Source organism: Bacillus sp. FSL K6-1006 (assembly GCF_038593175.1).
Lineage (GTDB): Bacteria > Bacillota > Bacilli > Bacillales > Bacillaceae > Bacillus > Bacillus safensis.
The window spans coordinates 725,000-750,551 of record NZ_CP151970.1 but is presented as its reverse complement, the minus strand read 5'-3'; the positions used below and the strand labels follow the sequence as shown (position 1 = coordinate 750,551).

General features: G+C 41.3%; 20 protein-coding genes. 4 read left to right on the top strand and 16 right to left on the bottom strand.

Annotated elements, in window-relative coordinates; genetic code table 11:
- Nucleotides 1–148: 148 nt before the first annotated feature.
- The 11 genes from NSS65_RS03715 to NSS65_RS03665 form a co-directional block, all read right to left on the bottom strand.
- Complete coding sequence (locus tag NSS65_RS03715; RefSeq protein WP_034283666.1) at nt 149–1,447, bottom strand: citrate:proton symporter; 1,299 nt, start codon at nt 1,445–1,447, stop codon at nt 149–151.
- A gap of 347 nt (nt 1,448–1,794) precedes the next feature.
- Nucleotides 1,795–2,772, bottom strand: a complete 978-nt coding sequence (locus NSS65_RS03710; RefSeq protein WP_046314227.1) for a tripartite tricarboxylate transporter substrate-binding protein — start codon at nt 2,770–2,772, stop codon at nt 1,795–1,797.
- A 3-nt stretch (nt 2,773–2,775) separates the two neighbouring features.
- Nucleotides 2,776–3,471 (bottom strand): response regulator, encoded by a 696-nt coding sequence (locus tag NSS65_RS03705; protein ID WP_046314340.1) that lies wholly within the window; start codon nt 3,469–3,471, stop codon nt 2,776–2,778.
- Nucleotides 3,472–3,474: 3 nt separating this feature from the next.
- A complete protein-coding gene (locus NSS65_RS03700) occupies nt 3,475–5,070 on the bottom strand; it encodes a sensor histidine kinase (protein WP_061110555.1) in 1,596 nt (531 codons plus the stop codon).
- 140 nt (nt 5,071–5,210) lie between these two features.
- Nucleotides 5,211–7,661 (bottom strand): exosporium glycoprotein BclB-related protein, encoded by a 2,451-nt coding sequence (locus NSS65_RS03695; RefSeq protein ID WP_342467358.1) that lies wholly within the window; start codon nt 7,659–7,661, stop codon nt 5,211–5,213.
- 112 nt (nt 7,662–7,773) lie between these two features.
- Nucleotides 7,774–8,856 (bottom strand): bifunctional diaminohydroxyphosphoribosylaminopyrimidine deaminase/5-amino-6-(5-phosphoribosylamino)uracil reductase RibD, encoded by a 1,083-nt coding sequence (gene ribD / locus NSS65_RS03690; RefSeq protein ID WP_034282725.1) that lies wholly within the window; start codon nt 8,854–8,856, stop codon nt 7,774–7,776.
- A gap of 283 nt (nt 8,857–9,139) precedes the next feature.
- Nucleotides 9,140–10,897 (bottom strand): WD40 repeat domain-containing protein, encoded by a 1,758-nt coding sequence (locus NSS65_RS03685; RefSeq protein WP_327825658.1) that lies wholly within the window; start codon nt 10,895–10,897, stop codon nt 9,140–9,142.
- 4 nt (nt 10,898–10,901) lie between these two features.
- Complete coding sequence (locus NSS65_RS03680; RefSeq protein WP_034282727.1) at nt 10,902–11,705, bottom strand: SUMF1/EgtB/PvdO family nonheme iron enzyme; 804 nt, start codon at nt 11,703–11,705, stop codon at nt 10,902–10,904.
- Between the two features lie 32 nt (nt 11,706–11,737).
- Complete coding sequence (locus NSS65_RS03675) at nt 11,738–12,463, bottom strand: GTP cyclohydrolase II (protein ID WP_034282729.1); 726 nt, start codon at nt 12,461–12,463, stop codon at nt 11,738–11,740.
- Between the two features lie 281 nt (nt 12,464–12,744).
- Nucleotides 12,745–13,401 carry a methyltransferase domain-containing protein gene (locus NSS65_RS03670; protein ID WP_070326789.1) on the bottom strand — a complete coding sequence of 219 codons (657 nt, stop codon included), beginning with the start codon at nt 13,399–13,401 and terminating at the stop codon, nt 12,745–12,747.
- Nucleotides 13,402–14,354: 953 nt separating this feature from the next.
- The gene (locus tag NSS65_RS03665; RefSeq protein ID WP_034282732.1) at nt 14,355–14,702 is read right to left on the bottom strand and encodes a general stress protein; all 348 of its coding nucleotides are present in this window, start codon (nt 14,700–14,702) and stop codon (nt 14,355–14,357) included.
- Between the two features lie 221 nt (nt 14,703–14,923).
- Between NSS65_RS03665 and NSS65_RS03660 the strand changes: the two genes are divergently transcribed.
- Together NSS65_RS03660 and NSS65_RS03655 are read left to right on the top strand one after the other, a co-directional pair.
- Nucleotides 14,924–15,301, top strand: a complete 378-nt coding sequence (locus NSS65_RS03660) for a YfmB family protein (protein ID WP_041108602.1) — start codon at nt 14,924–14,926, stop codon at nt 15,299–15,301.
- 121 nt (nt 15,302–15,422) lie between these two features.
- Nucleotides 15,423–16,427, top strand: coding sequence for an NADP-dependent oxidoreductase (locus NSS65_RS03655; protein ID WP_098676667.1), 1,005 nt, complete (start codon nt 15,423–15,425; stop codon nt 16,425–16,427).
- A gap of 52 nt (nt 16,428–16,479) precedes the next feature.
- Here NSS65_RS03655 and NSS65_RS03650 read toward each other — a convergent pair whose 3' ends face one another.
- From NSS65_RS03650 to NSS65_RS03640, 3 genes are all read right to left on the bottom strand, one after another.
- Nucleotides 16,480–18,900: an ABC transporter permease gene (locus NSS65_RS03650; RefSeq protein WP_065215112.1), complete on the bottom strand. Its 2,421-nt coding sequence runs from the start codon at nt 18,898–18,900 to the stop codon at nt 16,480–16,482.
- A 274-nt stretch (nt 18,901–19,174) separates the two neighbouring features.
- Nucleotides 19,175–19,612, bottom strand: coding sequence for a hypothetical protein (locus tag NSS65_RS03645; protein WP_039177079.1), 438 nt, complete (start codon nt 19,610–19,612; stop codon nt 19,175–19,177).
- 155 nt (nt 19,613–19,767) lie between these two features.
- Complete coding sequence (locus NSS65_RS03640) at nt 19,768–20,898, bottom strand: DEAD/DEAH box helicase (RefSeq protein WP_044335035.1); 1,131 nt, start codon at nt 20,896–20,898, stop codon at nt 19,768–19,770.
- Between the two features lie 152 nt (nt 20,899–21,050).
- Between NSS65_RS03640 and NSS65_RS03635 the strand changes: the two genes are divergently transcribed.
- Nucleotides 21,051–22,604, top strand: coding sequence for an ABC-F family ATP-binding cassette domain-containing protein (locus NSS65_RS03635; protein WP_024426645.1), 1,554 nt, complete (start codon nt 21,051–21,053; stop codon nt 22,602–22,604).
- Nucleotides 22,605–22,832: 228 nt separating this feature from the next.
- Here NSS65_RS03635 and NSS65_RS03630 read toward each other — a convergent pair whose 3' ends face one another.
- Both NSS65_RS03630 and NSS65_RS03625 read right to left on the bottom strand, forming a co-directional pair.
- A complete protein-coding gene (locus NSS65_RS03630) occupies nt 22,833–24,023 on the bottom strand; it encodes an MFS transporter (RefSeq protein WP_070326791.1) in 1,191 nt (396 codons plus the stop codon).
- Nucleotides 24,024–24,079: 56 nt separating this feature from the next.
- Entirely contained in the window at nt 24,080–24,505 is a 426-nt protein-coding gene (locus NSS65_RS03625) for a MerR family transcriptional regulator (protein ID WP_024424586.1), read from the bottom strand.
- Nucleotides 24,506–24,648: 143 nt separating this feature from the next.
- Here NSS65_RS03625 and folE2 point away from each other — a divergent pair, with 143 nt between their 5' ends.
- Nucleotides 24,649–25,545 (top strand): GTP cyclohydrolase FolE2, encoded by an 897-nt coding sequence (folE2, locus tag NSS65_RS03620; protein WP_041116146.1) that lies wholly within the window; start codon nt 24,649–24,651, stop codon nt 25,543–25,545.
- Nucleotides 25,546–25,552: the final 7 nt, after the last annotated feature.

Below are 25,552 nucleotides of genomic sequence, written 5' to 3'. Positions count from 1 at the left end.
ATAAAGAAAAAAACAGCAAAAGTGTCAGTATTTTTCAAAAATAAATCTTTTGGAGGAACAGGCTGATCTTTGTCTAGGGCAAATGAATGGAGCCTGGTCGGCAATATGACCTAAAAAAAGTGCCTGCCCGCAGCAGACACTTTTTTATTTACCAGATGGAAATGGCCCCAATGAGAACCGCCATGACGGTCATAGCGACGACTGCCAGCACAGCCCATTTCATCCCAAATTTCTGATGCTGATCCAATGATACGCCAACAAGTCCAACCAGTAAATGAGTCGATGGAACAAGTGGACTTAACATATGAATCGGCTGACCAATAATAGAGGCTCTGGCAATCTCAATTTTATCGACACCATATGCTGCCGCTGTTTCTGATAGGATCGGCAGTACGCCGTAAAAGTATGCATCATTCGGCATAAAGAAAGTAAAGATTCCGCTTGTTAATGCGACAATGACTGGAATAAAGCCGCCCAGCTGCTCTGGAATTGCAGATACAATCGAAATCGCCATTTCATCGACCATTTTCGTTCCAGTTAGAATACCTGTAAAAACACCTGCCGCAAAAATCATCGAAGCAATGGCTAAAACGTTTGTTGAGTGAGCCGCAATTCGCTCACGCTGCTGGTCCAAGTTCGGATAGTTCACGATAATCGCCACACAGAAAGCAAGAACAAATAGAACAGTTAAGCTGACTTTACCTGATACAAGCAGCAGCACCAATAACAAAGTCAGCGCCAGGTTAAACCACCAAAGCTTCGGCCGTTTGATGTCATCTTGCAGTGCCGCTGCCATTTCATTTGCATGAATCGGCTGGTCAAGTTCAATCACACCAAGGCGTTTTCTCTCGGCTTTTCCAAGAAAATAAGCAACAATAATCATACTGAGAACCCCTGCACCAATGACTGGAATCATTGGTCCAAATAAAAGTGAAGGATCGACGCCAAGTGCACTCGCCGCTCTAGGTGTAGCTCCTCCCCATGGAATTGTATTCATAATTCCCATGCCGACCCCGGCAATACCCGCTAAAATAATTGGACGGATGCCAAGCAGCGTAAATAGTGGAAGCATCGCTGTTGTTGTAATCATATACGTTGTCGTTCCATCACCATCAAGTGCAACAAGCATCGTCAAGACAGCTGTTCCGACAACGATTTTTAATGGATCGCCTTTAACGATTTTTAAAATTTTCGCCACCATTGGGTCAAATAAACCCGCATCAATCATAATGCCAAAGTACAAAATCGCAAACATGATCATGACTGCTGTTGGTGCGACTTGCTGCACACCTTTGACAATCATGTCTGAAATTTCAGTAAAATGAAAACCTGCAATAAGAGCAAATGCAATTGGTGTTAACACCAATGCCGTTAAAACAGACATACGTTTCGTCATAATCAAAACCATAAATACAATCATCATAAGAAATCCTAAGATTGCTAACATATTGTTCACCCCTTATGTTGTATACGCTTTCATTAATGTGTTGGTATCCCATTTCCAACCCTTTTTGTCATCATATCTGAGGTGAGAATTGAAGTAAATATTATGAATTTTAATTCTTTTTCGGTCGATAAATGCTTTTTGTTCATTTTGTTCAAACATTGGGCTTTTTAATACCATGAAAAAAACAAAGGGTTTATTTAAGCCCTTTGTCTTCTTTTCAGTGTGATAGAAAACCTTTGCAGTCTAGGAAGGATGAGTACTGGAGCGGAGCGAATATGAGATTCGTGAGCACCAGCACACAGAACTGATACCGAATGCAAGGGTTTGTCTACACGCTGGAAGCGGTCTCACTCGACCGCTTGTTCTCCTTGTATCAATTGCTCATATTGCCTTAATTGATCTTCCATAAAGACCTTTGCCTCTTTGCTGTTCATATAACGACTTGTCCAGCCCTTTTGCTTTAATCGCTTTTTCCAGGACTTCGTTTTCGTCATTTTTTGAAGAAGCTGATCCCATTCACGAACCTCATGCTGACTCATTTGTTTTGGGCCCATCACACCGCGCCAATGGGAAAAGATGAGCGGAATGCCCTGCTCTTTCCACGTCGGCACATCTTCAAATCCATCTAAGCGCTGGCTGGTTGTCGTCGCTACGAGCTTCAGCCTCTTTTTTTCATAATCATGACGAACCTCTGTAATGGTAGTCGTTGCTGCATCCACCTCATGGTCGATGAGCGCCTGAAATAGATCATCTGCACTGTCAAATTTCAAAAATTGAATGCGATATGGATCAATTCCTGCCATTTCTGCTGCCCGGGCGAATGAGATTTGATCATCATTTCCAAAATCAGGGGCAAACCCAATTTTTAAGGAATCTGGTTTTTTCTTAAGTGCGTGTAACAGCTCCTTCCCATTTGAAAAAGGAGAATCCACTGGGACTGCGACGACCTGCCACTCTTCTGCAAGAATTGCCAGCGGTGTCACATCATTCATCGTCACGTTACTGCTGCCAAGCAAATTACGGCTTAACAATAAGCTTGAATTTAAACTGATATAGTTGGCTTCTCGCTCCATCATGTATGTCCATCCTTTATCCACCGTTCCGCCTCTTTGATAAAGAATGTTAACAGGCCGGTTCACCAGCTTCTCTTGTTCAAGCACTGATTTCATCACCTGAGCCGTTTGGTCAAATCCCCCCTCTGGTACACCCGACACCACAATATATAAGGAGCTTTGCTGCAGGAAAGAATCACCGGCCTTTTTTTCATTAAAGGTAAGCGTCATACAAAGGCAGAGCACGATCACAAAAAGTATTCCTTTTTTCATCTTTTATGACTCCGCTTGTTTGGCAGGGTAATATTTACGTTCAGGTCTGCCAATGATTCCGTATGCAAGCTCTGCCCGGCATTCCCCTGTTGTCACGAGATACTCTACGTACCGTCTCGCCGTTGTACGTGATGCGCCCATCTTTTCCCCGAGTTCTTCTGCTGTAATTCCGCTAATCTCGGATGCCATCAATGTTTTCACTTTGTCCAAGGTCAGTGAATTGATGCCTGTAGGAAGATCTCTGTCATCCCTTTGTTTTGGCTCTTCCTGCATCTGCCCAAAAAACAGATCGATCATCGTTTGATTGACTTCATCTTTTGAATTGATGATGTCTTTCTTCTCTTTGTATTCGGTTAAAACTTGTGCAAACTTTTGTGCGGTCACCGGTTTGATTAAATAATGAACCACTCCGTAATGAAGCGCATCTCTTAAAAGCGTCGTTTCCGTTGCAGCCGTGATAATGATCACATCTACTTCAGGATAGCGTTCTCTTAAAAGCGGCAGCAGGTTTGTGCCGAGCTCATCAGGCATATAGACATCAAGCAAGATGAGATCCACTTGTTCCCTCTGGAGCGCCTCCCACATATCCTTTGCACTCTTTGCCTTTCCAGCGACCTTAAATCCTTCTATCTTTTGTATATAAGATTCATGAATGGCAGCGATTCGAAAATCATCCTCCGCAATGAGTACCTTAATCACCATCTATTCCCCCTTTGTGCCTTTCGGTATGTATACAGTGAAGATGGCACCGCCTTCTTTTTGGTTCGCAACTTCAATCCAGCCCCCAAGCTCGTCCAACACTTCTTTCACATTTGCAAGCCCATAGCCTCGTCCTTCTCCCTTTGACGAATGGCCTCTTGTGAAAATCTGTGACAGCTCCTCTTCATTCACTCCATCACCTGAATCTGACACTTCTATGATAATATCAAACCCAATATCTGTGATGAATAGGTCTACCTCGCGCTTCTCCTTATTTAATACAGCTTCAAAAGCATTATCTACGAGATTGCCAATGATGGTGATAAAGTGAGATAGGCTTAAATGAGCTGGGAGCGGCTCTAGTGAGCTATTTTCATCAATGTGGAAATGGACTTTTTTCTCAGATGCTTTCCCTAACTTGCCAAGTAAGATGGCTTGTATTTTAGGAGAACGAATCTGCTTCATGAGTAAATCGTGCTGACGGTTTTGCAGATGATATTCTTCTTTAATTAAGTCGATGGCTTCATCGACTTGCTTCAGCTCAAGCAGGCCTAAGATGGCGTACAGCTTATTTGAGAATTCGTGCGTTTGTGCCCTCAGGTCTTCTGAATATTGACTGACCTCTGTTAATGTATCCAGCAGCTTCGTCAGCTCTGTTTTCTCCCTGAAGCTCACAATCCCTCCGAATACTCGATTCTCCTGCATTACTTTTTTCACATTTAAGACATAGGTTTTATCATTGACGACGGTTTCGATGTTAGGTTCAATCGTCTCTGACTTTAAATAGAGAAGAAGTTTGGCATTTGGCAAGACTTGATCAATATGAAGGGGCAGCTCTGATGAGACGCGCAGCATGTGCTCAGCGGATGTATTCATCATCGTAATCGCGCCTTTCTGGTCAAACGCAATGATCCCTTCTTTTATAGCGAGCAGCATCGCTTCTCTTTCTCGATACAACGAAGCTATTTCATGCGGCTCAAGCCCTAATGTATCTTTGCGAATACTCTTCGTTAAAAAAATCGCACCGAATATGCCCGGCAAGAGCACAAGAAGGGCAATATAGCTAAGCTTCAATAGCTGATGAGCTGTCGCTTGATCGATTTCTTTTTTTAAAAATTCGACGGTGACTGTGCCGATAATTTCTTCATGCCCTTCTGTTTCTTTCATAATGGGTGCACTGCCTCTGACAACGGTTTCACCATTAGAATCATCAGTTGATATGGAAGTTCCTCCAAATAAGAGAGTACTTCTTCCTTCCGATACACTGATGGTCTTTCCTACGTCCTCATGATTCGTATGAACAAGGACCTTTCCTTTTCGATTGGTAATGAAGATGGCATGTGCTCTTACTTGCTCCTTCATTTGCTCAAGCACTGCCTGTTCTTCATTTTGGGACGCTGATAGAGCCACCGATGCTTTAATGGGCGGCATATATGATATTGTTCTAGCGGTCTGCACCGCCAGCTGTTCAGCTTGTCCCTGCCTTTCTGATGTCTGCAGAAAACCAAAACAAATGGTTAATAACGCAATGACAACAAGCAAAAGCCCGATAATTAACCCCAAAATTTTCGTTTGTAAAGTGACTTTCCTTTTGCCCATCCTCACCGCTACAACCCCTAATTCAGTAGATTCACCCGAATAGACTCTATGAAAATGATATCATTTTTTCTGACTAAGTTAAGAGAAAATTCTTTCAAACAAAAAAGACGACTCAAAATCGAGTCGTCCCTGTATGCCTATTACGTGATCGATAAACCAGCACTCGCATAGCCTGCTACAGTATTCACTAAGGATAGACCTGTAGCTGATGCGGAGAATACAACAAGCAATCGTGTTTCCGGTGTGACTGGTACATTTAGACCAGTCGCAATACCGTTTGCAATCGCACCCAGCGTTAAAACACCGGTTAAAGCTGGTGCTAATGTGACACTCGCTACTTGAGTGAAACTGTTATTTGGTGTCGGTGAAGCGAATAGACTAGCCGTTACGGTAATACTCGTGCCGACTAAAGAAAGAGCTGCTGTTGTGCTGAAATAGCCTGCAAATGACGTGATCGTCCCAGCTCTCGGAACTGAGAACGCCATGTTGAGTAAAGTGCCTGCAGCGCCTGTTAAATCAATTACTCCGCCTAAAATACTGACACCTGTCGCTGAGTTACCAAATCCGATCAAGCTGGATGTTCCAACAAGACCGCCTGCAATTGTTGTCAGGACAGCAGGTGTACCTGATGCAAACGGAATGATCGCACTCGATCCTGTCACTCCTGTTGGGCCTGTAGCGCCGGTTGCTCCTGTACCTGTGACTCCGGTGGCGCCTGTTGCACCGGTTACACCCGTTGCTCCAGTTAAACCTGTAATACCCGTTACACCGGTCACTCCTGTTGCTCCCGTAGCTCCCGTAGCTCCGGTAACCCCTGTTTCTCCCGTGGCTCCGGTTATTCCAGTTGCACCGGTTGCTCCGGTAACCCCTGTTTCTCCCGTAGCTCCGGTTATTCCAGTTGCACCGGTCGCTCCAGTCACTCCTGTAACTCCCGTCGCTCCTGTACCGGTTGCACCTGTAACGCCAGTCGCGCCTGCGGCAGCTAATAACGTATAATCTGGTGACGTATCTGGTGTGCCTGTTGGCGGTGCTGTGTTCACGATATAGGTTCCACCTTCATACGTGACCACTTGACCTACTGGATACGTTGGGGCTGCCGCTGGATCAAACGCCGTGACACCGGCTAAGCCTACTCCCGTCGCTCCTGTGATCCCGGTTGCACCTGTTGCGCCCGTATCACCAGTTACCCCAGTTGCACCTGTGACACCGGTGGCTCCGGTTGGACCAATTTCCCCCGTTGCTCCTGTAACGCCAGTAACTCCGGTTGGACCAATTTCCCCCGTTGCTCCCGTGACGCCAGTGACTCCGGTTGGGCCAATTTCTCCTGTTGCTCCCGTGACGCCGGTGGCTCCGGTTGGACCAATTTCCCCCGTTGCTCCCGTGACGCCAGTAACTCCGGTTGGACCAATTTCCCCCGTTGCTCCTGTAACGCCTGTTACTCCCGTCGCTCCTGTACCGGTTGCACCTGTAACGCCAGTCGCGCCTGCGGCTGCTAATAACGTATAATCTGGTGACGTATCTGGTGTTCCTGTTGGCGGTGCTGTGTTCACGATATAGGTTCCACCTTCATACGTGACCACTTGACCTACTGGATACGTTGGGGCTGCCGCTGGATCAAACGCCGTGACGCCGGCTAAGCCGATTCCCGTCGCTCCTGTGATCCCTGTTGCACCTGTTGCACCTGTTGCGCCCGTATCACCAGTTACCCCAGTTGCACCTGTGACACCGGTGGCTCCAGTTGGGCCAATTTCCCCCGTTGCTCCCGTGACGCCAGTAACTCCGGTTGGACCAATTTCCCCCGTTGCTCCCGTGACGCCAGTAACTCCGGTTGGACCAATTTCCCCCGTTGCTCCAGTTGCACCCGTACCGGTAGCGCCTGTAACGCCAGTCGCGCCTGCGGCTGCTAATAACGTATAATCTGGTGATGTATCTGGTGTACCTGTTGGTGATGCTGTGTTCACAAGATATGTTCCACCTTCATATGTCACCACTTGCCCAAATGGGTATCCTGGCGCTGCTGCAGCATCATACGGTACGACTCCCGTTAAACCCACGCCGGTGGCGCCTGTGGCTCCAGTTGGACCTGGATCTCCTGTGACACCTGTTGGCCCTGTACCTGTTTCCCCCGCTGCAGCTAATAATGTATAATCCGCCGACGTATCCGGCGTACCTAATGGCGGTGCTGAATTGACCACGTACGTACTGCCATCGTATGTCACCACTTGACCTACTGGGAAGGTTGGTGCTACTGCTGGATCAAATGCCAAGATGCCTGTTAAACCTACGCCCGTTGGACCGATTGGACCTGCTGGACCTGCTGGACCTGCTGGGCCTGCCGGACCCGCTGCACCCGCCGGACCGGCTGGGCCTCTTCTTCCTCTCCCGCCTGGCGGACCTTGAATCACACAAACACAAGGATCTTTTCCGCAGCAAGGATTTTTCACTGGTTTCCTTGGCTTTTCTGATATCCCTTTCTTACAACTATCACATTCCCAGCCATCGTCCTTGTACGCATCATACCAGCTTCCTTTTTGGTAGTGGTCTGTCGAATGAGTTGGATATGTCTTACCACATTGCCTACATTTTTTCATGGAATCACCCCCATCCATCGTATTCATCATGACTGGGAATGGTGTATGTACACTTTTATTTTTTAAAATAATCAAAAGACCTTGCACTTTCTTGCACAAGGTCTTTCTTTCATTAAAGTCTCATCGTCATTTTTAAATCTTTTCCTACCATACTATAATCCATATCTACCGGCCGGATGGCTTCTTTTAATGTTTTCGTACCTTCTCCTTCAAAGAAAGTAGGTGCATCTTTCCCTCCAATTAATAATGGTGCCATATAAATAATGACTTCGTTCACAAGGGACGCTTCTAAAAAGGATGCGCTCACACTGCCTCCCGCCTCTACAAGCACCGACATCACAGAGCGCCTTTTCAGCATACGTAACACCGCATGAAGATCTGTCCGATTTTCTCCGCTTGTGACAAATACTTGATGTCCTTTTTGCACCAGTTGATGGTATTTTTTTTGATCGTACTTGTTTGAGGTACAAATGATGGTTTCTGCCATATGATCATTTAAACATTTCGCATGAAGCGGAATCCTTAAGGTGGAATCTAAAATGACACGAATAGGCTGTGTCACGATTGAATCTTTCACAATAAGACCTGCATCATCTTGAATAATGGTTTCGACGCCTGTTATCACAGCATCTGCTTCTTGACGTAATTGCTGCACTTCATTCCTCGCTTCTGTCCCTGTAATCCATTTGCTTTCTTGATGAGCTGTTGCAATTTTCCCGTCTAATGAAATGGCTGTTTTTAATATGACATACGGAAGGTCTGATTGTATCGAATGAAAAAAAGGAAGATTTAAGCTGTCCGCTTCCCGCTTACATACCCCTTCTTCTACTTCTATCCCTGCTTGTTTCAACATCGTGACCCCTTTACCTGCTACAAGTGGATTTGGGTCCCCAGTGGCAATGACCACACGTTTCACCCCGCTCTTTATAATGGCTTCTGAGCAAGGACCTGTTTTTCCATGATGCGAACAAGGTTCGAGCGTCACATATAGATGAGCTCCCTTCGCCTTTTCTCCTGCCATTTGCAGCGCAAGAATTTCAGCATGCGGTTCGCCCGCCTTCATGTGAGCACCAATTCCAACGATCTCACCTTTATTGACTACCACTGCTCCGACAAGCGGATTTGGCGAGGTTTGTCCTTTCATGGCCTTTGCGTTGGCAATCGCTAGCTTCATATAAAAAACATCGTCTTTCATGTAAATCTCCTTTCCTCTCTTTCAAGGGAAAGAACTCCTTCAGGAAATGAAGGAGTTCTATTCTCATGTGCTATATTTTTTCCATCCGTTTCTTTTCAGATCGATCATAGTAAGGCAAGGAATAAAAAAGTTTATAAGATGCTCGTTGTTTACAAAAACAGCATTTGCGACATTCATATTTATTAATGAGGAGCACATGCGGACAATTGAGTACAGACAGACCTTTTTTCATATGTTCCTTGCAAACACTTATCATGAGAATCCCCCGCTTACATTCTTTTTCTTAATGAGAGATTACTTCTTTCGGAAATTGTTCAAATAAGCGTAGTACTTCGGTATGCGTTCCATCTTCTCGAACGTGATAAATCCCGCCGTCATATGAGCTTGCATATACATCATTGCCTAATTGTCTGATGGCACTAATCCCATTTTGGGCAATTCTAATTGGGCCGGTGTTGACATCCAGCTCTGGATTCCACACAACGATATAGCCCCAATAATCACCGCTTACAATATAGCCTGAGTCTGTGACTGTGACCGATTTAATCGAATACTGGTGTTCGTTATGCTGGCCTAAAATTCTTCCTGTATGCAAATCAAACAATCTCACATTCTTGTCGCGGCTGACAATGGCGATACGGTCTCGTTTACTATCAATAAAGACATCATTTAACAGCTCTGTCGCACCAATGTACTCCGCTTTTAAGGACAAACTCTTTTTATCTAAAAGACAAATGGTTCCTTCAACTGCTGCTGTGATGATAAGATCTCCTTCTACCTTTAATGCTTTAACTGCACAATCGTGTGCTTTGGAACGGCCGATTTCCTTTAAGTGTTCTGTCGAAATGACATGTACATAACCGCCGTAAGTTCCAATATAAAATTGACGATCCTCCTCGTGGAAATACACGCTGTTGACCGGACCTGTGTTAAGATCAAACGAAACCATTTGCTGTAATGACTCATGAACAATATGCACCTGACTTGCATGGTCTCCCCACGCATAATAGCTTCCATCCCGTGCAACAGCTACTCCATTTGTTAAAACGCCCGTCGATTTGGCAATTTCAATCCCATTTTTTCTGAATTTTCCATCATCGGATGCGGTAATGATATCACCCGCATCAGTCAGCGCAATATCATTGATAGATGGTGTCGCCATTTCGATCTCATCTGATATGACTTTGCCCTTTTCGATCGACCATTCACAATATGTTTTTCCAAAGCTGGCTCCTAGTATTGACTTCTCATCCTCTGTCCAGACAAGTGAGCGCTCCCACTGATATTTATGAGGCAGCAGTGTATCGACTAAATCACCTGTTTCATAATTCCACAGCTTAATTAAATGGTCGTAGCCTGCTGTCAGCAAGTAATTGCCGCTTGGAGAAAAATTCACGCGCTTGACGCCCTGTAAATGGGCTTTGATGATTTTCTTCTCCTGTAAAGTAGCTGCATCGTAAATAATAACGGTGCCATCATCTCTGCCAAGTGCGAATACTTCTTTTTGATTGCTGCCGCTGATCGTATCGAGCTCATAATCAAACGGGCCGATTTCCCCTACAATTTCTCCGGTTTCATACAGCCATACAAGGACATATCCATCATCACCTGTTGTATAAGCTTTATCACCATGTATCCATACAGCTAATACATCTTTGCTATGGCCATGGAATTCTCTTAAAATAGCGCCCGTTTCGATATCCCAGACTAAGCATCTTCTATCTCTGGACACGGATACAAGCAAAGTATCCTGCTTCGCAAAAGCGACGGCTTCTACATCATCTGCATGACCAAACAACGTGCGGATTCGGGTATTTGTGCCTGTATCATACAATTGAATCGTATAGTCTGACGATGCACTCGCTAAATACTTTCCGTTTTCAGAAAGAGATATAGAATTAATGATATGCTCGTGACTGCCAATAAACGTCCCTTCTCCCGTCGCCCGGTTCCACTGATAAATACAGCGGTCATAGCCGCCAGTGTAAACAATTTGGTCGTGCTGAGTTGATAAAACAGATGTAATTGGTCCTCTATGCATGGTTTTACACTCCCACCTTTATATGTTGTTTTTGACGAGTCACTAAACGAAAACCAGTAAATCGAAAAACGGGATCTGGGTGCTTCCCGTGTCTTCTTGCGACTCTGCATAAATCTCCGCCTCTTGCGAAGGAGCCGCCCTTTAAAATGTAGTAATCATTTCCGAGTGTTTCCGTTAAATCATCGACGACCTCGATGCCGCCTTCATATACGTGATATTTGGTATTGACCCATTCCTCGACGTTGCCCCCCATATCATAAAGACCAAATAAGGATCGGCCCTTTTCGTAATGACGGACAGGGGTCGTTTTTTCAATATTTGATTCGTGCGTATTGCAGTAAGAAGGATCAAACTCATCTCCCCACGGGTATTGATTTCTCGTGTTTCCCCGGGCAGCATACTCCCATTCTTCTTCAGTAGGAATCGAAACATCAATCCCAAGTTTCCCGCTCAGCCACTGACAGAACGAGAAGGCTTCCTCAATGTCCATGCCCCAAGCTGGATGATCTTTTCCCCCGCCAAGCTCTTCGTTCGTTAAACTCTCTGGGTATGTCTGGCCTGTTTCATCACAATAGCTTTGATACAATTCATTGCTGACGACCGTATCTGAGATAAAAAATTCGTTGATATACGGCTGATAGGATGGAAATTCTTTGTACAGCCACTTTTGAAATTTTTTCTCACGGCCGTAGGTTGGATTGAGCAGCTTGTCCTTCCAGAATTCTGCTGCCTTTTTCATATCTTCTTCATTACTTCCAATCGTTGCATAGCCGCTTGGGATTTGAATCCAATTGATATCAGGTTTCACGCTTTTCTCCCGCCTTCTTTCAATAAACTCGTCTATTGATTAATTAATTTCTTCTCATCGACCATATGCCCTGAGGCTGCTTTTGCCTTTAAATAGGCTTCATTGTAGAGAGAGGCTTCGACCGTATGATCAAACCGCAAAACAGGAAGACCGTAAGCTGCAATAGAATCGACTTTATCTGGATTGTTTGTTAGTAAATGCAATGGTTTCCCTTTGTTTAAATAGTGCAAAACGGCTGCTGCTTCCTCGTAATGCCGATCATCATCCCCGCAGCCGATCAGGCGGTTGGCTTCAAAAGTATCCAGCTGCATCTCCTGTAATTTATACGTCAACGCTTTTGCCATGAGCCCAATAGACCGACCTTCTTGATTGGCCATATACACAAGCATGCCTTTTCCGTAATCGGTGATTTTCTTCAGCGATAATGCAAGCTGTGGACCACAATCACATTTCAGTGACCCAAACACATCCCCTGTTTGGCAGACACTATGGATTCGCACAAGCGGCGGCCGTTCATTTTCAAAGTCGCCAAATAAGAGACAAGAGGAAAAGGTTTGCTGCGCGGTACTCATTTGGACAATAGATTCGATCGTTGGTTTTGTATCCCGTTCAACAGGCGCAAAGGCATACCACTTAAATGGCACTTCTTCATGTTGAATGGAAATTGGCAGATTCACAGGCCCCACGAGCAAATAGTGTTTTTCTTGAAAGGTAAAATGATGAATCATTGATTGTAATTCATCTACAAACTTGTTCATTTGTCTCCCCCCTATTCATCACTGCACCCAAATCGACTCCCATAGCGCAGTGATGGAGTGATGAATATGTGTACGCACTCCCTCAGCTTGTGTGCTCCCGCAGAAAGAAATGGATGTGCAGTGTCTCTCATCGCTTTAGACCTTGTCCTTTTCCAGTACAAAGGAGCAGAAATCTTGGTTCATATGCTTTATTTTCTGTCAGAGCAGCAAACGCCCTTGATTGATAGACGCTCTTTCTTCCCATGAACACCTCTGCTAGCTTTGAATCACTCACCTTTGTACTAGATTTTGACGGCAATGACATGATGCTGGCTGATTCCGGCCTTCGCTTGTAACGGTGATATGGATACAAGCTCAAGACCTGATGTACAAATTTTTTCGCAAAGCTGAGAATCTGAAAATGAAAAATGGAAACGGCCATCTTCTCCGATTAATCCTGTTTTCCACTGTTCTCCCCAGACAACAAGTGAAAAGACACCGCCTTCATGAAGTAAAGAAGAGACCTGTTTTAAATAACGTTCATGATCATCAGGATGTTGATGATGAAAGCAGCCATGATCTAAAATTAAATCAAACTGCATCCCGCGTCCCTGATCCATGGACCATGACATAAAATCTTGATGAACAAAATGGACAGGAACTGTTTCTCTTTTCTGTAACCCTTCCCACTCCTCATGCTCATACAGGTCGATACCGACATATCCGGAAAGCCCGCTTAAATGTTCTAGTGCACGGCCGTTGCCGCACCCGATATCCAGCACAGAAGCAAGTGCATTCTTTTCCCTTGAACGCCATGCCTTTAATGACATCACTGCTGCGTCTGTTAAGGATGGATCAGTAGACCACATATCTGTTCTTTGCTCATAATGCTCTTGGAATGCCATGCGCATCTTTTCTAAATACAATCCACTGTCTTCATGGTACAAAGCCTTTTTCATCATGAAACCTCCTTCAATTCACAATCTTCTTTTCGGGCAAAGGTGGTTTTCAAGCCAAAAACCTTATGTTAAAATGAAAGATGGATTTTTTAGGAAAATCTGTTTTTCTGAAAAAGAAGAGAAGCACCCCACATGTTTACTCTTCTTTTTCAGCATTCATCCTCATATGCAGCCGTTCGAAGGCCGCACCGCCTCAGCTTGTTCTCTCTTTTTTTCATATGAGTTCACCTCCTTTACCGTTCGATCAACTCACATTTCTTATTGAAACCGCTTTCTCTTTTTTATAAGGACTTAACGTCTTTTTCAATCTCTTACACTATGCTTTTAGTAGAAAGATGAATCTACTGTTTAGAATGGCGATCATTTTTTCTTCAAGTAAACGACGATTTGTTCTGTTCTAGTAGACATTTTTGTATCTAAGAGGCGCTTACGCCTTTGTTCTTGCCACCTCCTTTCTAGATTATGCTTGGAATAAACCCGCCAGAAATTTAACAACTAATTCCATAATTACTGGATTAAGCCAAATATATTGTTTTTAGTTTATTTTGTCAACAAATTATTTCCTAAACATTAAAATGAATTTCTAATTGAAAATACAGGTATTTTTCGTGGTTTTTTGACCTTAAAACACTTATTTCTACACAAAAATACAACTTAAACCAATAGAACTAAGAAATTTATCTACTAAATTACACAAGTTTTTATTTAATTTTAAATCAAAATAGAAAGATACAATGATTATTTCCCGAATGGTTTTTTGTGATATTTCGACTATTTTTTTTGATTCTCCATGATTTTCATTGGTATAACGGCATTTTCAATTAGAGAGTTTACTATTTATTCCATACTTCTGTATTTACTTATTATCGTAAAAAAGATATATGTCTCTCTTTCAGACATGGAAGCATGAAAAAAAGCCCCTTACAAAAGTAAGAGGCTTTTTCGGTTGGCGTTTACGCCCAGTTTTTCACTTTTTCATGATCTGTGACAAAGAGAAGGACTTTCCCTTCGTCTAAATGTTCTTCAAATGTCTCAGCTTCTTCTTTTGAGAAACCAATTTCATGAATTTTATTGCGGAGCTCATCACCCTTTTTACTAAAGATGTTCCCAACCGCATGTTTGAGTCCAACTTCTCTTGAGCCAATCGTATTGGCATCTGCATTATTTGCAATACGCTCTGTTCGATCATCGTCATGGGACAGAACATAAATGTCCTCTCTTGCAACACCGAGTGCCTTTAATTGCTCTACATCTTTTTGAAGTGTTTCATCATTTGAATACTCTCTTACAACAGGTTTCATTTTATATTCCTCCTTTAACGTCTTACGAATCTTTTACCCGTCACTTTTGACATTAAACCTTCCACGAGCACATCCAATTTTCTTGAAAGACGTACCATGTCTATCGACTTATTTTTGACAAAAATCCTGTAAAAATGACTAAATTTTCTGAATTATTATGTTCAATCCTGTTGATTTGTTGTACAATTCTTATACTGGAGGCTAGAAATGAGGGAGAGCTGATGTATTACTTTTCAGCGGAGCAGCAGTTTAATGCTTGGGTTGTCAGTGATTTGGTGAAACAGCTTTTTCAAAAGTGGAATCCTGAAGAAGCAAATACAAAGCCGCTTACATTGTTTGCCGAACAGCACTTTCGCATCTCAATTGATTATCTCTTTTCCATCATTATTAACATTGGAGATATTGAGTCAATTGAACAAGATCCACAAGACATGTTGTCCTCATACTTGAATATCCTTTTTCCTTTTGTGACGCGCGATATGATGAAAGCCTCCATGCAAAATGCAAACGAATATTTGTTAAAAGAACGTGATGCGGATGTGTATCAGCTGTTTGGCTGTCTCCCGCCGCTCCTCTCTGTATCTTTTCAGAAAAAGTAGTCCCCTTCGACAAGATGGCGGCTGCTTTTTTGTATGTGTTTTGAAAAGACCGTATGTTTTGAACGAAAAGAAGCATCATGTTAATGTAAATCTAGGCTGTAAGTGAAAGGGAGGATTTGACATGAGTCAACAAAAGCAAATTCAATTAGCTAAACGTCCTAAAGGATTACCTACAAAAGATGTTTTTCATTTTGAAACAGTCGATATACCTGTGCCGCAAGATGGGGAGGTCTTGATTCAAACGAAATATGTTTCTGTAGATCCTTATATGAGAGGGCGAATGCAGGATACAAAATCCTATACACCTCCGTTCAAGCTAAATGAAGTGATTCAGGGCGGTGTTGTCGGAGAAGTCATTGAGTCGAAATCGCCTCAATTTGAAAAAGGTGATTTTGTCCTTGGATTCCTTGGATGGCAAGAATACTCCACTGCCAAAGCTGAATCTCTGACTAAAATTGATCCGTCCATTGCGCCATTGTCCTATTATTTAGGGATTTTGGGCATGCCAGGGCAAACCGCTTACTTCGGCCTGCTTGCGATTGGCCAGCCAAAAGAAGGCGAGACGGTTGTCATTTCTGGAGCAGCAGGTGCCGTTGGTTCTGTTGTGGGACAAATCGCTAAGATCAAAGGCGCACACGTCGTGGGAATTGCCGGATCTGACGATAAACTCGCTTATTTAAAAGAATTGGGCTTTGATGAAACGATTAATTATAAAACAACAAATGATTTAGATGATGCCATTGCAAAAGCCTGCCCTAACGGCGTTGATGTGTATTTTGACAATGTAGGCGGCGAGATTTCAGATGCGGTGATGAATCATTTAAACCGTTTTGCACGCATTCCAGTGTGCGGCGCCATTTCTTCTTATAATATTAGCGCAAGCGAGGACATCGGACCGCGTGTGCAAACAAAACTCATCAAAACAAGCGCATTGATGCAAGGCTTCATCGTTGCCAACTATTCAGACCGTTTTGAAGAGGCAGCGAAGGATCTCGCACAATGGGTAAAAGAAGACAAACTCACATATAAAGAAACAATCATAGAAGGCTTTGACAACATTCCTGACGCATTCCTTGGACTATTCAAAGGAGAAAATGTCGGAAAACAGCTTGTCAAAATTTCATAACAAAAAGGACCCTGCCATTTGGCGGGGTCTTTTTTTATTCCATATACATTTATTAACAACCGGTATTTTTTTTGGATTTCTTATCTTGAATAAATAAAAGAAAAGCTAAACCAACTAGAATTGCGCTGACAATGGCATAACTTTTCAACAAAAAGGATATTTTTGTAGAAAGCAGCAAATCTGAACTATAATTCACTTCAATCAGATATATAAAGAGCAAACCTATAAAAAAAGAATACATGAAACATATAAATAATTCTTTAAATACACCCCATAATGTCCAATTAGGTGGTTTCAACGATGATGGTTTATTCACAGAATTGAATTGTTGTTTTTCTCTTAATTTGAAATTCAATTTAGTCATTAACACGATAACTAGATTAATAATAATACTGAAAATTAGAATGTTACTCAGTTTATTAATAAAACTTAGTAGTGAAAGTTGTTTTTCAATTTGTTCATGTTTATTTTCGTGGTTACTCTCCTGATTATTATCATACATTTTCTTAATAGATAATTGTGTCTTTTCATATGCTTTGGCACTTACTTTTTCTTTTAGATAAATGTATAATTCTAAATAACCTTCGAATATCTTTTCCTTTTTCACTAGCCTTTCCGGTATAGCAATAGACAAACCACTGTTCTCTATATGTATACCATTAAAGTTTAAAGTATAACTTTTATTAATAACTTTTCCAACTTTCAAATCCCAATCTTTATATTTAATTTCGTTTTTTTCATCTAAATCTATTCTCTCTAACTTTATACTATCTCCATATTTAATTTTGTCCTCTTTCATTCCATTAATTGAAGGGAAGAACATAAGAATGGAGTCACTTTGATACTTATTTTTCAACTTATATTTACTTGTTAAACTAGTCCACTCTTTTTTATTTAAAACATAGTAGTTCACATTAGGTATTTGCGTCAGCTTCTTTTTTATCGGTAATTTTTTTATTTTATTTTCGAGGTCAATAGGTGTTTGATATGTATCATCTTTTTCACTCATATTACTAACCCAACTTTTTAAATATCGAGATAGATTTCTCTCATTTACAGATAGAGAAGTTCCAATTGTATAAGGAACCTTTTCTATATAATTTATGGTATCATCCTTCTCTAACTTTTCAACATCTCTAAATTTAAACGTGTTTGCTTTTTGATCTTCAATAACGTAATTGTTAACTAAATCATATGCTACTGTTTGTTTTGCAAAAAGACTAAAGTCCGGCTCATTTTTAAGTTTTTTAGGAGTGTTTTCTTCTACTATTAGGTTCGAAATATAATATACCGGTATAAAAATCGACACAATAACAATAATTATTAAATTTCCTTTCCAGGAAAATGTATTATTTTCTACAAACTTCTTTGGAATATTGACACTTTCTTTACCACCATATATCCTATTGAAGAAAGAAGTAGATTGTTTCATAATATAAATAATATCAACACAGAATAATATTATTAACCAAGATAAGATACCTAAAAAATCGACTTGAAAAAAACCATTAATAAAAATATTTGTCAAAAAGAATATAATAGCACCAAAACCTGTTAATAGAATAGCTTGGCTTAATAAATAAAATATAATCTTTTTTTTGTTAAAGCCATATGATTTAAATATTTCTTCAATTTCATTCTCTTGCTTCCTAAAATGAACACTCTTCGTATAAATTAAACTAATTAAAATTATAAATAATGAAATTATAATAAAGGAAAGTCGCAAAGTAGGGATGGATTGTTTAAAAATAAATTCTTCCTCAAAAAATTTAGTATTCAGATACACATTTTCTGACTTATCAAAAAGATCATTTATAACCTTAACTGCTTCATCAAAGTCATGATATTCATTTAGCTCTATCAGTGCACTAGTGTTAAGCTGCGTTTTATTCATTAAATTATTGTTAAATATAACATTAGGATAGCTTGTTTTTCCTATTTTATAGTTATTTGGAGTTGTCCAATTTGAGGAGTAATTTTTTATAACGCCTACTATTTTATAGTATTTTTCTGAGTTGTTTATTTTTATTTTAACTTTTTCTCCAATTGCATTTCCATTAAACGCCTCTTGTAGATATGATTCAATAGTTACTTCGTTATTCCTTTCTGGATATCTTCCCTTTTCAATTATTATATGGCCCATTTCTTTAGCCTGAAAATCCATGGTACCGAAAGTTGCAGGCAATTTAGTATTGTTAAAAGAATTTGTATAGCCCATGTTTTTTATAATACCGTAATGCTTAATACTCTTTTGAGATTTTATATAATCTTCTTCATTTTGATTAATACCATTGACCACTGCATGAAAGGCTCCATACTTATTAGTTGTATTCCTTTCCAACTTTTCAATTAATTTATTTGCTTCTGCCTCACCGAAGGTTATTATAAACATAGATAATGTCATTAAAATGATTACCGACGCTGAAAACCATTTTCTCGATAAAATTGCTTTAAAAGCTAGCTTGAATATCATTCTATGCACCTCGAATAAATAACATCATGTCAATGAAATACTATATTAGTTATAGTATAAAAACAATCATTCATACCTTATCACATTCATACTTTAAATGTAATCTCTTACATTTAAAGTATGAATATATAACTAGTTTATAAATTGAGCTTCTTGTTATTAAGCTAATAAATTATACATACAAATGAAAAGAAGCGAGAGATCTCCTCAATCAATAAATTGAGGCGAACCCATGCTTCTATTGTTATGCCTAATATACTCACTTCTTTAGAAATTACTGTCTAATTTCTCCAGACCCATTTAGGCCAACTCCATCTTTTGTTTGAGTATGTTTCGTTACAATAACTCTATAATTTCCTTCTTGAACCTTGCCAATTGATTTTGTACTTTTATTAGGGGTTTTAAAGTTTTCAGCAATGTATTTCTTACCGAAACCAATAAAATTCTTTTTCTGAACAGCCACACTATAACGGTGTACGCTATTACTGTAATTCCCTGTGATTTTATTATATATTCTAGCATTTGAATAAATCTTTGTAGCTTTATTTTTAAGCTTATATTTTACTGGTCCTTTTACTTCTGCTCTTACTATATCGTTTTTTCCTCCTATAACAAACCTTTGGCTACTTGCTTCTCCTAGATGAGCAAAACTAAAAATAGTAACAAATCCAATTACCACAAGTGCAGTTATTTTTTTAAAATGTTTTTTCAATTTTCCTACCTCCTATATTTTATACATTTATAGATTAATACATTTTTTTCTACATATCAATATATATTCCAAAAAAATTATTTTTAACCAAAAAAAAAAAAAAAAACGATCCCGAGATCATTGGATCTTAAGTAATCGTTTTTTCCTGTATTTTTTTATATAGAAAAAATTCTACCTTGCTTATACACAATTTCTTCAAGCGAAAGATTCAGCTTTTTCGCCATTTTTTTCAGCATTGATTGCTCTTGAGGTGTGACAAGGCTGATGACTGCGCCTTCTTTTCCTGCTCGTCCGGTTCTGCCTGAACGGTGGATGTAGCCCTCTTCATTTGGCATATCTGCATGAATCACATATGGCAGATCATCAATATCGATTCCTCTTGCTGCAATATCTGTTGCAAGGAGGAGCGGGAATTCACGCTGTTCAAATGATTTCAAGATCACAGCACGTTCAGCTTTTTTTGCTTCACTATGAAGGACACCAAGGTCGACATGATGGTACGCTAATTTCTCTGCATAAATGCTTAAGTTCGTAATGTCACGCACAAAAACGAGCGCCTGCATGTCCTCAAGCCGTGATAGCTTTTGCAGCAGTTTCACTTTGTCACGCTGATCACATAACAGATAATAGTGACCCACTTTCTGCGCTTCTTCCTCGCTTCTAGCAATTTTCAATACTTCTGGTTCAGATGTCATTTCTTTGATCAGCTGAACGGTTTCTTCTTTCAACGTTGCAGAAAAACAAAGGATTTGTCTTTCTTTTAATGTGGACTTAATGATCCCTTGGATCGTTTTCATATGCTCTGGCACAAGAAGCTGATCTGCTTCGTCTAATACAATCGTTTTGACTTCATGCATTTTCAGTTTCTTGATTTTGATTAATTCTTGTACTCGGCCCGGTGTCGCCACAACGATGTTCGGATGTTTCTTTAGTTTTTCTTGCTGCTTCTTGATGTTCGCTCCACCAATCAAGGAAACCGCTTTGATGTCTGATCCTTGTTTGAACTCTTGCACGACATCAAAGATTTGCATCACAAGCTCTCTTGAAGGTGCCAAGATTAAGACTTGCGGATGCTTGATATTGACATCAATTTTATTTAAAAGCGGCAGTACATACGCAAGTGTCTTCCCCGTCCCAGTTGGCGATTCTGCGATCACATCACGCTTCTCCGTAATCCACTCTGCTGTTTTTTCTTGTATAGCTGTTGGTTTTTCGAAGCCAGCCGCTTGAAAATTTTCCTGAATAAATGGCTTTGCTTCTTTCAAAAATGCCCAATTTTCCGTCATGTCGATCTCCTTTATCCTCATTCAATCTATCCTTTAGTATCTCAAAATCAGCTTTGAAACGCAATTTTTCTTTTGATGCTTTTATCGAGCCGGACAGTTCGATATAATCATGAGAGGCACTAGCCGTTTTGAATCTATTTGAGGTGTAAAAAATGATATTATCTGTTAAAGATTTAAGTCATGGCTTTGGCGACAGAGCCATTTTCCACGAAGTGTCCTTCCGTTTATTAAAAGGCGAGCATGTCGGCTTAATCGGCGCCAACGGTGAAGGAAAGTCAACGTTTATGAATATTATTACTGGCAAGCTGGAGCCAGATGCAGGAAAAGTCGAATGGGCGAAAAATGTCCGTGTCGGCTACCTTGATCAGCATACCGTGCTAGAAAAGGGCAGAACGATCCGTGAAGTCCTTCAGGATGCATTCCATTATTTATTCTCCATGGAAGCCGCAATGAATGACATTTATGGCAAAATGGGTGAAGCCGATCCTGATGAGCTGGAAAAGCTGTTAGAGGAAGTTGGCGTCATTCAGGACGCACTGACAAACAATGATTTCTATATCATTGATTCTAAGGTCGAGGAGATTGCAAGAGGTCTTGGGTTAACGGATCTTGGACTGGACCGTGATGTGACGGAGCTCAGCGGCGGTCAGCGTACGAAGGTCCTGCTAGCAAAATTGCTGTTAGAGAAGCCAGAAATTCTCCTTCTCGATGAGCCGACCAACTATTTGGATGAGCAGCATATTGAATGGCTGAAGCGTTATTTACAGGAATATGAAAATGCGTTTATCCTCATTTCACATGATATTCCGTTTTTAAACAGTGTTATTAACTTGATTTATCATGTTGAAAATCAAGAGCTCACGCGCTATGTTGGTGATTACGACCAATTTAAACAAGTGTACGAAGTCAAAAAGCAGCAGCTCGAAGCAGCCTATAAAAGACAGCAGCAGGAAGTGGCTGAACTAAAGGATTTTGTCGCAAGAAACAAAGCACGTGTCAGCACAAGAAATATGGCGATGTCCCGTCAAAAGAAATTGGATAAGATGGATATGATTGAACTGGCAGCAGAAAAGCCAAAACCAGAATTCCACTTTAAACCGGCACGTACGTCTGGGAAACTGATTTTTGAAACGAAAGATTTGGTCATTGGTTATGATGAACCGCTCTCCCGCCCATTGAATTTGAAAATGGAACGCGGGCAAAAAATTGCGCTGTACGGTGCTAACGGTATCGGAAAAACGACGCTGCTCCGAAGTCTTCTTGGGGAAATCACACCTATTTCTGGTGAGGTGGAACGTGGAGAATTCTTGCATATTGGCTACTTTGAGCAAGAAGTAAAAGAGCAAAACAGCAATACTTGTATTGAAGAAGTATGGAGCACCTTCCCTTCTTACACGCAATATGAAGTCAGAGCCGCTCTTGCAAAATGCGGATTAACGACAAAACATATTGAAAGCCGTGTGTCTGTATTAAGCGGAGGAGAAAAAGCAAAGGTCCGTCTTTGTAAGCTGATCAACGAAGAAACCAACTTACTTGTTCTCGATGAGCCGACAAACCATTTAGATGTCGATGCAAAAGAAGAACTAAAACGCGCCTTAAAAGAATATAAAGGCAGCGTCTTATTGATTTCTCACGAGCCTGAATTTTATCAAGATGTGGCAACTGAAACATGGAATTGCGAATCTTGGACGACAAAAGTATTATAACGACAAAAAAGCCTTATATCTTCAAAAGATATAAGGCTTAGATGATTGTGACAAAGGGCTAAAATGATCTTTATTTTAGCCCTTTGTCTTCTTTCAGCGTGATAGAAAACCTTTGCAGTCTAGGAAGGACGGCTACCTTTGCGGAGCGAATTTGACATTCGTGAGCATCGGCGCACAGGAACTGACACCGAATGCGAGGGTTTGTCTACACGCTGAACTTTTTTCTAATTAATGACCTGCTTGGATATTCACCAAATGCTTACGTCCAAGGAGCAGAATAATCATGCCTAGAAGAACAACACCAGCCCCGACATAGTAAGGTGTACTTGCTGTATAGGATTCAGCGAGAACTCCGGCAATCCAAGGAGCGATCGCGCCTCCAATAAACCGTACAGCGCTGTAAGAGGATGAAGCAATTGAACGTTCAACCGGTGCTGACCCCATCACAGCTGTCGTGAGCACCGTATTGATCATACCGAGAATTCCCCCAGCAATGACAATTCCGCAGATCACGACCACAACATGAGACGTCCATATTCCAATGCCGAATAAAATCACAGCAAACGAAGCAAACAGAACCACAAGAGAGGTCAATGTCCCAAGTTTGCGATGAATGACCGGCGCGGAGAAGACGGAGGTCACAGCCAAAAATAGTCCCCAACCAAAAAAGACATAACCAAGTCCATGCTCATCAAGATGGAGCACAAATGGAGAATACGCTAAAAGCACAAAGAAACCAAAATTGTATAAGAAAGCGGCAGATGCCATCGTTAAAAGTCCTTTATATTTTAATGCTCCGACAGCTTCGAATAATTTCACCTTTTTTTGAGGCTTTTGTATAGGTGGAAGCATAAAGGTAATCGCTAAAAGAGCAATAAGCATTAACACGGCAACGCCAAAGAAAGGCCCGCGCCAAGAAATTGTTCCAAGCTCACCGCCAAGCAGCGGTCCAACCGATATCCCAAGACCTAGTGCTGCCTCGTATAAAATAATGGCCTTCGCACTTCCCCCAACAGACACACCGACAATGACAGAGAGTGCAGTTGAAATAAATAAAGCATTCCCAATGCCCCATCCGCCTCTAAAGCCAATTAACTCATTAATCGTTGAAGAAGTACCTCCTAAAGCAGAAAAAACAATAATAAAAATGAGTCCTACTAATAACGTCCATTTCGCACCAATCCGGCTAGAAATAAAACCGGTAAAAAACATCACAAAGCCGGTCACAAGTAAGTAGCTAGTAAATAAAAGAGAGACCTGGCTTGGAGATGCATGTAATTGTGATGCAATGGCTGGCAGGATCGGGTCAACGAGTCCTATTCCCATAAACGAAATCACACATGCAAAGGCAACAGCCCAAACGGCTTTTGGCTGCCTAAGCAGACTTGTACGCTGTTTCAACACTTCTTCTTCCTTCATTCCATCAGAACCTTTCCTTCAAATGTTGACAAAATAAAATAAACACGCAGAGGTGTTTATTTTTGTAATTGCTCAATTGCATGAGCCGCTCTTTCTTTCATCGCTTCAAGATCCTTTTTAAAGGATTGAATGGTTTCAAGCTTTTTTGAAATCAATTGATGCTGCACAGTCAGCTGCGCCTCAATATCTAACAGCTTCTCTAATCGTTCCTTCGGATCAAGCGACAGCAAGTAGCCTTCTTTATTCAGTTCTAGCTGCTTTCCGATTTCCATAAACGATTGAAGCTCCTGTAAAGAAAAGCCGAGTACCTCTTTTGCCTGCATCACTTTCTCTAGCTCTTCCATGTCGTCCTCTGAGTAAAGTCTGACTCCGCCCTCTGTCCGCTTTGGTGCTGATAATAAACCAATCTCTTCATAGAAACGAATCGTCCGTTTTGTCAGTCCGCTTCTTTTCGCCACTTGATCAATTTTCATCCATTCCATCACCAGTGCCTCCTGCTCATCAATTCATGTTTTATTATACACCTTTATAACCTTAACGTAAACGTCAAAGTTTTAACCCTTGATTTCCTTCGTGTTTTATCGCAAAATAAATAGGAATAATTACGATTTAAAGGAGGTACTATATGCGCTCATTTCCATCTAAAGAAGAACGGCATCAGCTATTCGGATCTGTACCGCCAAGTCTTGGCACAAAGCCTTGGCAAAAAGAGGACATGACGGACATTCAAAAAACAGAGCAAAACTTTTATTTTCATCTTGAACAAGTCGGGATCTGCCGCATGTCCTATCCGGTGCATATCGTATCTAAAACAGCACCACAACGCCAGACAACTACAGCTGAGTTTACACTGAGTACATCCCTGCCAGCTCATCAAAAAGGCATTCATATGAGCCGTCTCACTGAACAGCTGCACTCGTTTTATGAGAGCAGCAAGCCGCTTAATGTGAATGCCCTAAAAGAATGGACGGCAGCGCTCGCCCGGAAAATGGATCAGCCCTCTGCTTCCATTCAAGTTGCCTTTCCATGGTACATGGAAAAACAGAGCCCAGTCACCGGTCAGTCAGGCTTGATGCATGCGACTGTCCAATATGACGTCCATTTTCATGAAAAGGACGGATGGACCTGTCACGTTGGCTGCGATGCACAGGTCACGACATTATGTCCTTGTTCCAAAGAAATCAGTGAATATGGTGCACATAATCAGCGCGGATCTGTTTCCATTCAAGTAGGGTTATTTGAACAAGCATCGCATCCTGACGATATCAAGGCCGCTCTTTTACATATCATCGAGTCCAATGCGAGCGCACCGCTTTATCCCGTGCTCAAAAGACCTGATGAAAAGAAAGTGACGGAAGAGGCTTATGAAAATCCGCGCTTTGTAGAAGATATCACAAGATTAATTGCCATCGAATTATATGAGCAGCCATGGATTAAAAGCTTTCAAATCGAGTGCCGTAATGAGGAATCCATTCACCAGCATGATGCGTATGCCAAATGCTCCTATCAAAAAAACCTGTAGAGCGATT

Coding starts and splice junctions, on each gene's coding strand:
- NSS65_RS03685 (WP_327825658.1), bottom strand. CDS start 10,897: ATGCATAGAGGACCAATTACATCTGTTTTATCAACTCAGCACGACCAA.
- NSS65_RS03695 (WP_342467358.1), bottom strand. CDS start 7,661: ATGAAAAAATGTAGGCAATGTGGTAAGACATATCCAACTCATTCGACA.
- NSS65_RS03635 (WP_024426645.1), top strand. CDS start 21,051: ATGATATTATCTGTTAAAGATTTAAGTCATGGCTTTGGCGACAGAGCC.
- NSS65_RS03625 (WP_024424586.1), bottom strand. CDS start 24,505: ATGGAATGGATGAAAATTGATCAAGTGGCGAAAAGAAGCGGACTGACA.
- NSS65_RS03640 (WP_044335035.1), bottom strand. CDS start 20,898: ATGACGGAAAATTGGGCATTTTTGAAAGAAGCAAAGCCATTTATTCAG.
- NSS65_RS03670 (WP_070326789.1), bottom strand. CDS start 13,401: ATGAAAAAGGCTTTGTACCATGAAGACAGTGGATTGTATTTAGAAAAG.
- NSS65_RS03710 (WP_046314227.1), bottom strand. CDS start 2,772: ATGAAAAAAGGAATACTTTTTGTGATCGTGCTCTGCCTTTGTATGACG.
- NSS65_RS03630 (WP_070326791.1), bottom strand. CDS start 24,023: ATGAAGGAAGAAGAAGTGTTGAAACAGCGTACAAGTCTGCTTAGGCAG.
- ribD (WP_034282725.1), bottom strand. CDS start 8,856: ATGAAAGACGATGTTTTTTATATGAAGCTAGCGATTGCCAACGCAAAG.
- NSS65_RS03650 (WP_065215112.1), bottom strand. CDS start 18,900: ATGATATTCAAGCTAGCTTTTAAAGCAATTTTATCGAGAAAATGGTTT.
- NSS65_RS03655 (WP_098676667.1), top strand. CDS start 15,423: ATGAGTCAACAAAAGCAAATTCAATTAGCTAAACGTCCTAAAGGATTA.
- NSS65_RS03700 (WP_061110555.1), bottom strand. CDS start 5,070: ATGGGCAAAAGGAAAGTCACTTTACAAACGAAAATTTTGGGGTTAATT.
- NSS65_RS03660 (WP_041108602.1), top strand. CDS start 14,924: ATGTATTACTTTTCAGCGGAGCAGCAGTTTAATGCTTGGGTTGTCAGT.
- NSS65_RS03715 (WP_034283666.1), bottom strand. CDS start 1,447: ATGTTAGCAATCTTAGGATTTCTTATGATGATTGTATTTATGGTTTTG.
- folE2 (WP_041116146.1), top strand. CDS start 24,649: ATGCGCTCATTTCCATCTAAAGAAGAACGGCATCAGCTATTCGGATCT.
- NSS65_RS03665 (WP_034282732.1), bottom strand. CDS start 14,702: ATGAAACCTGTTGTAAGAGAGTATTCAAATGATGAAACACTTCAAAAA.
- NSS65_RS03675 (WP_034282729.1), bottom strand. CDS start 12,463: ATGAACAAGTTTGTAGATGAATTACAATCAATGATTCATCATTTTACC.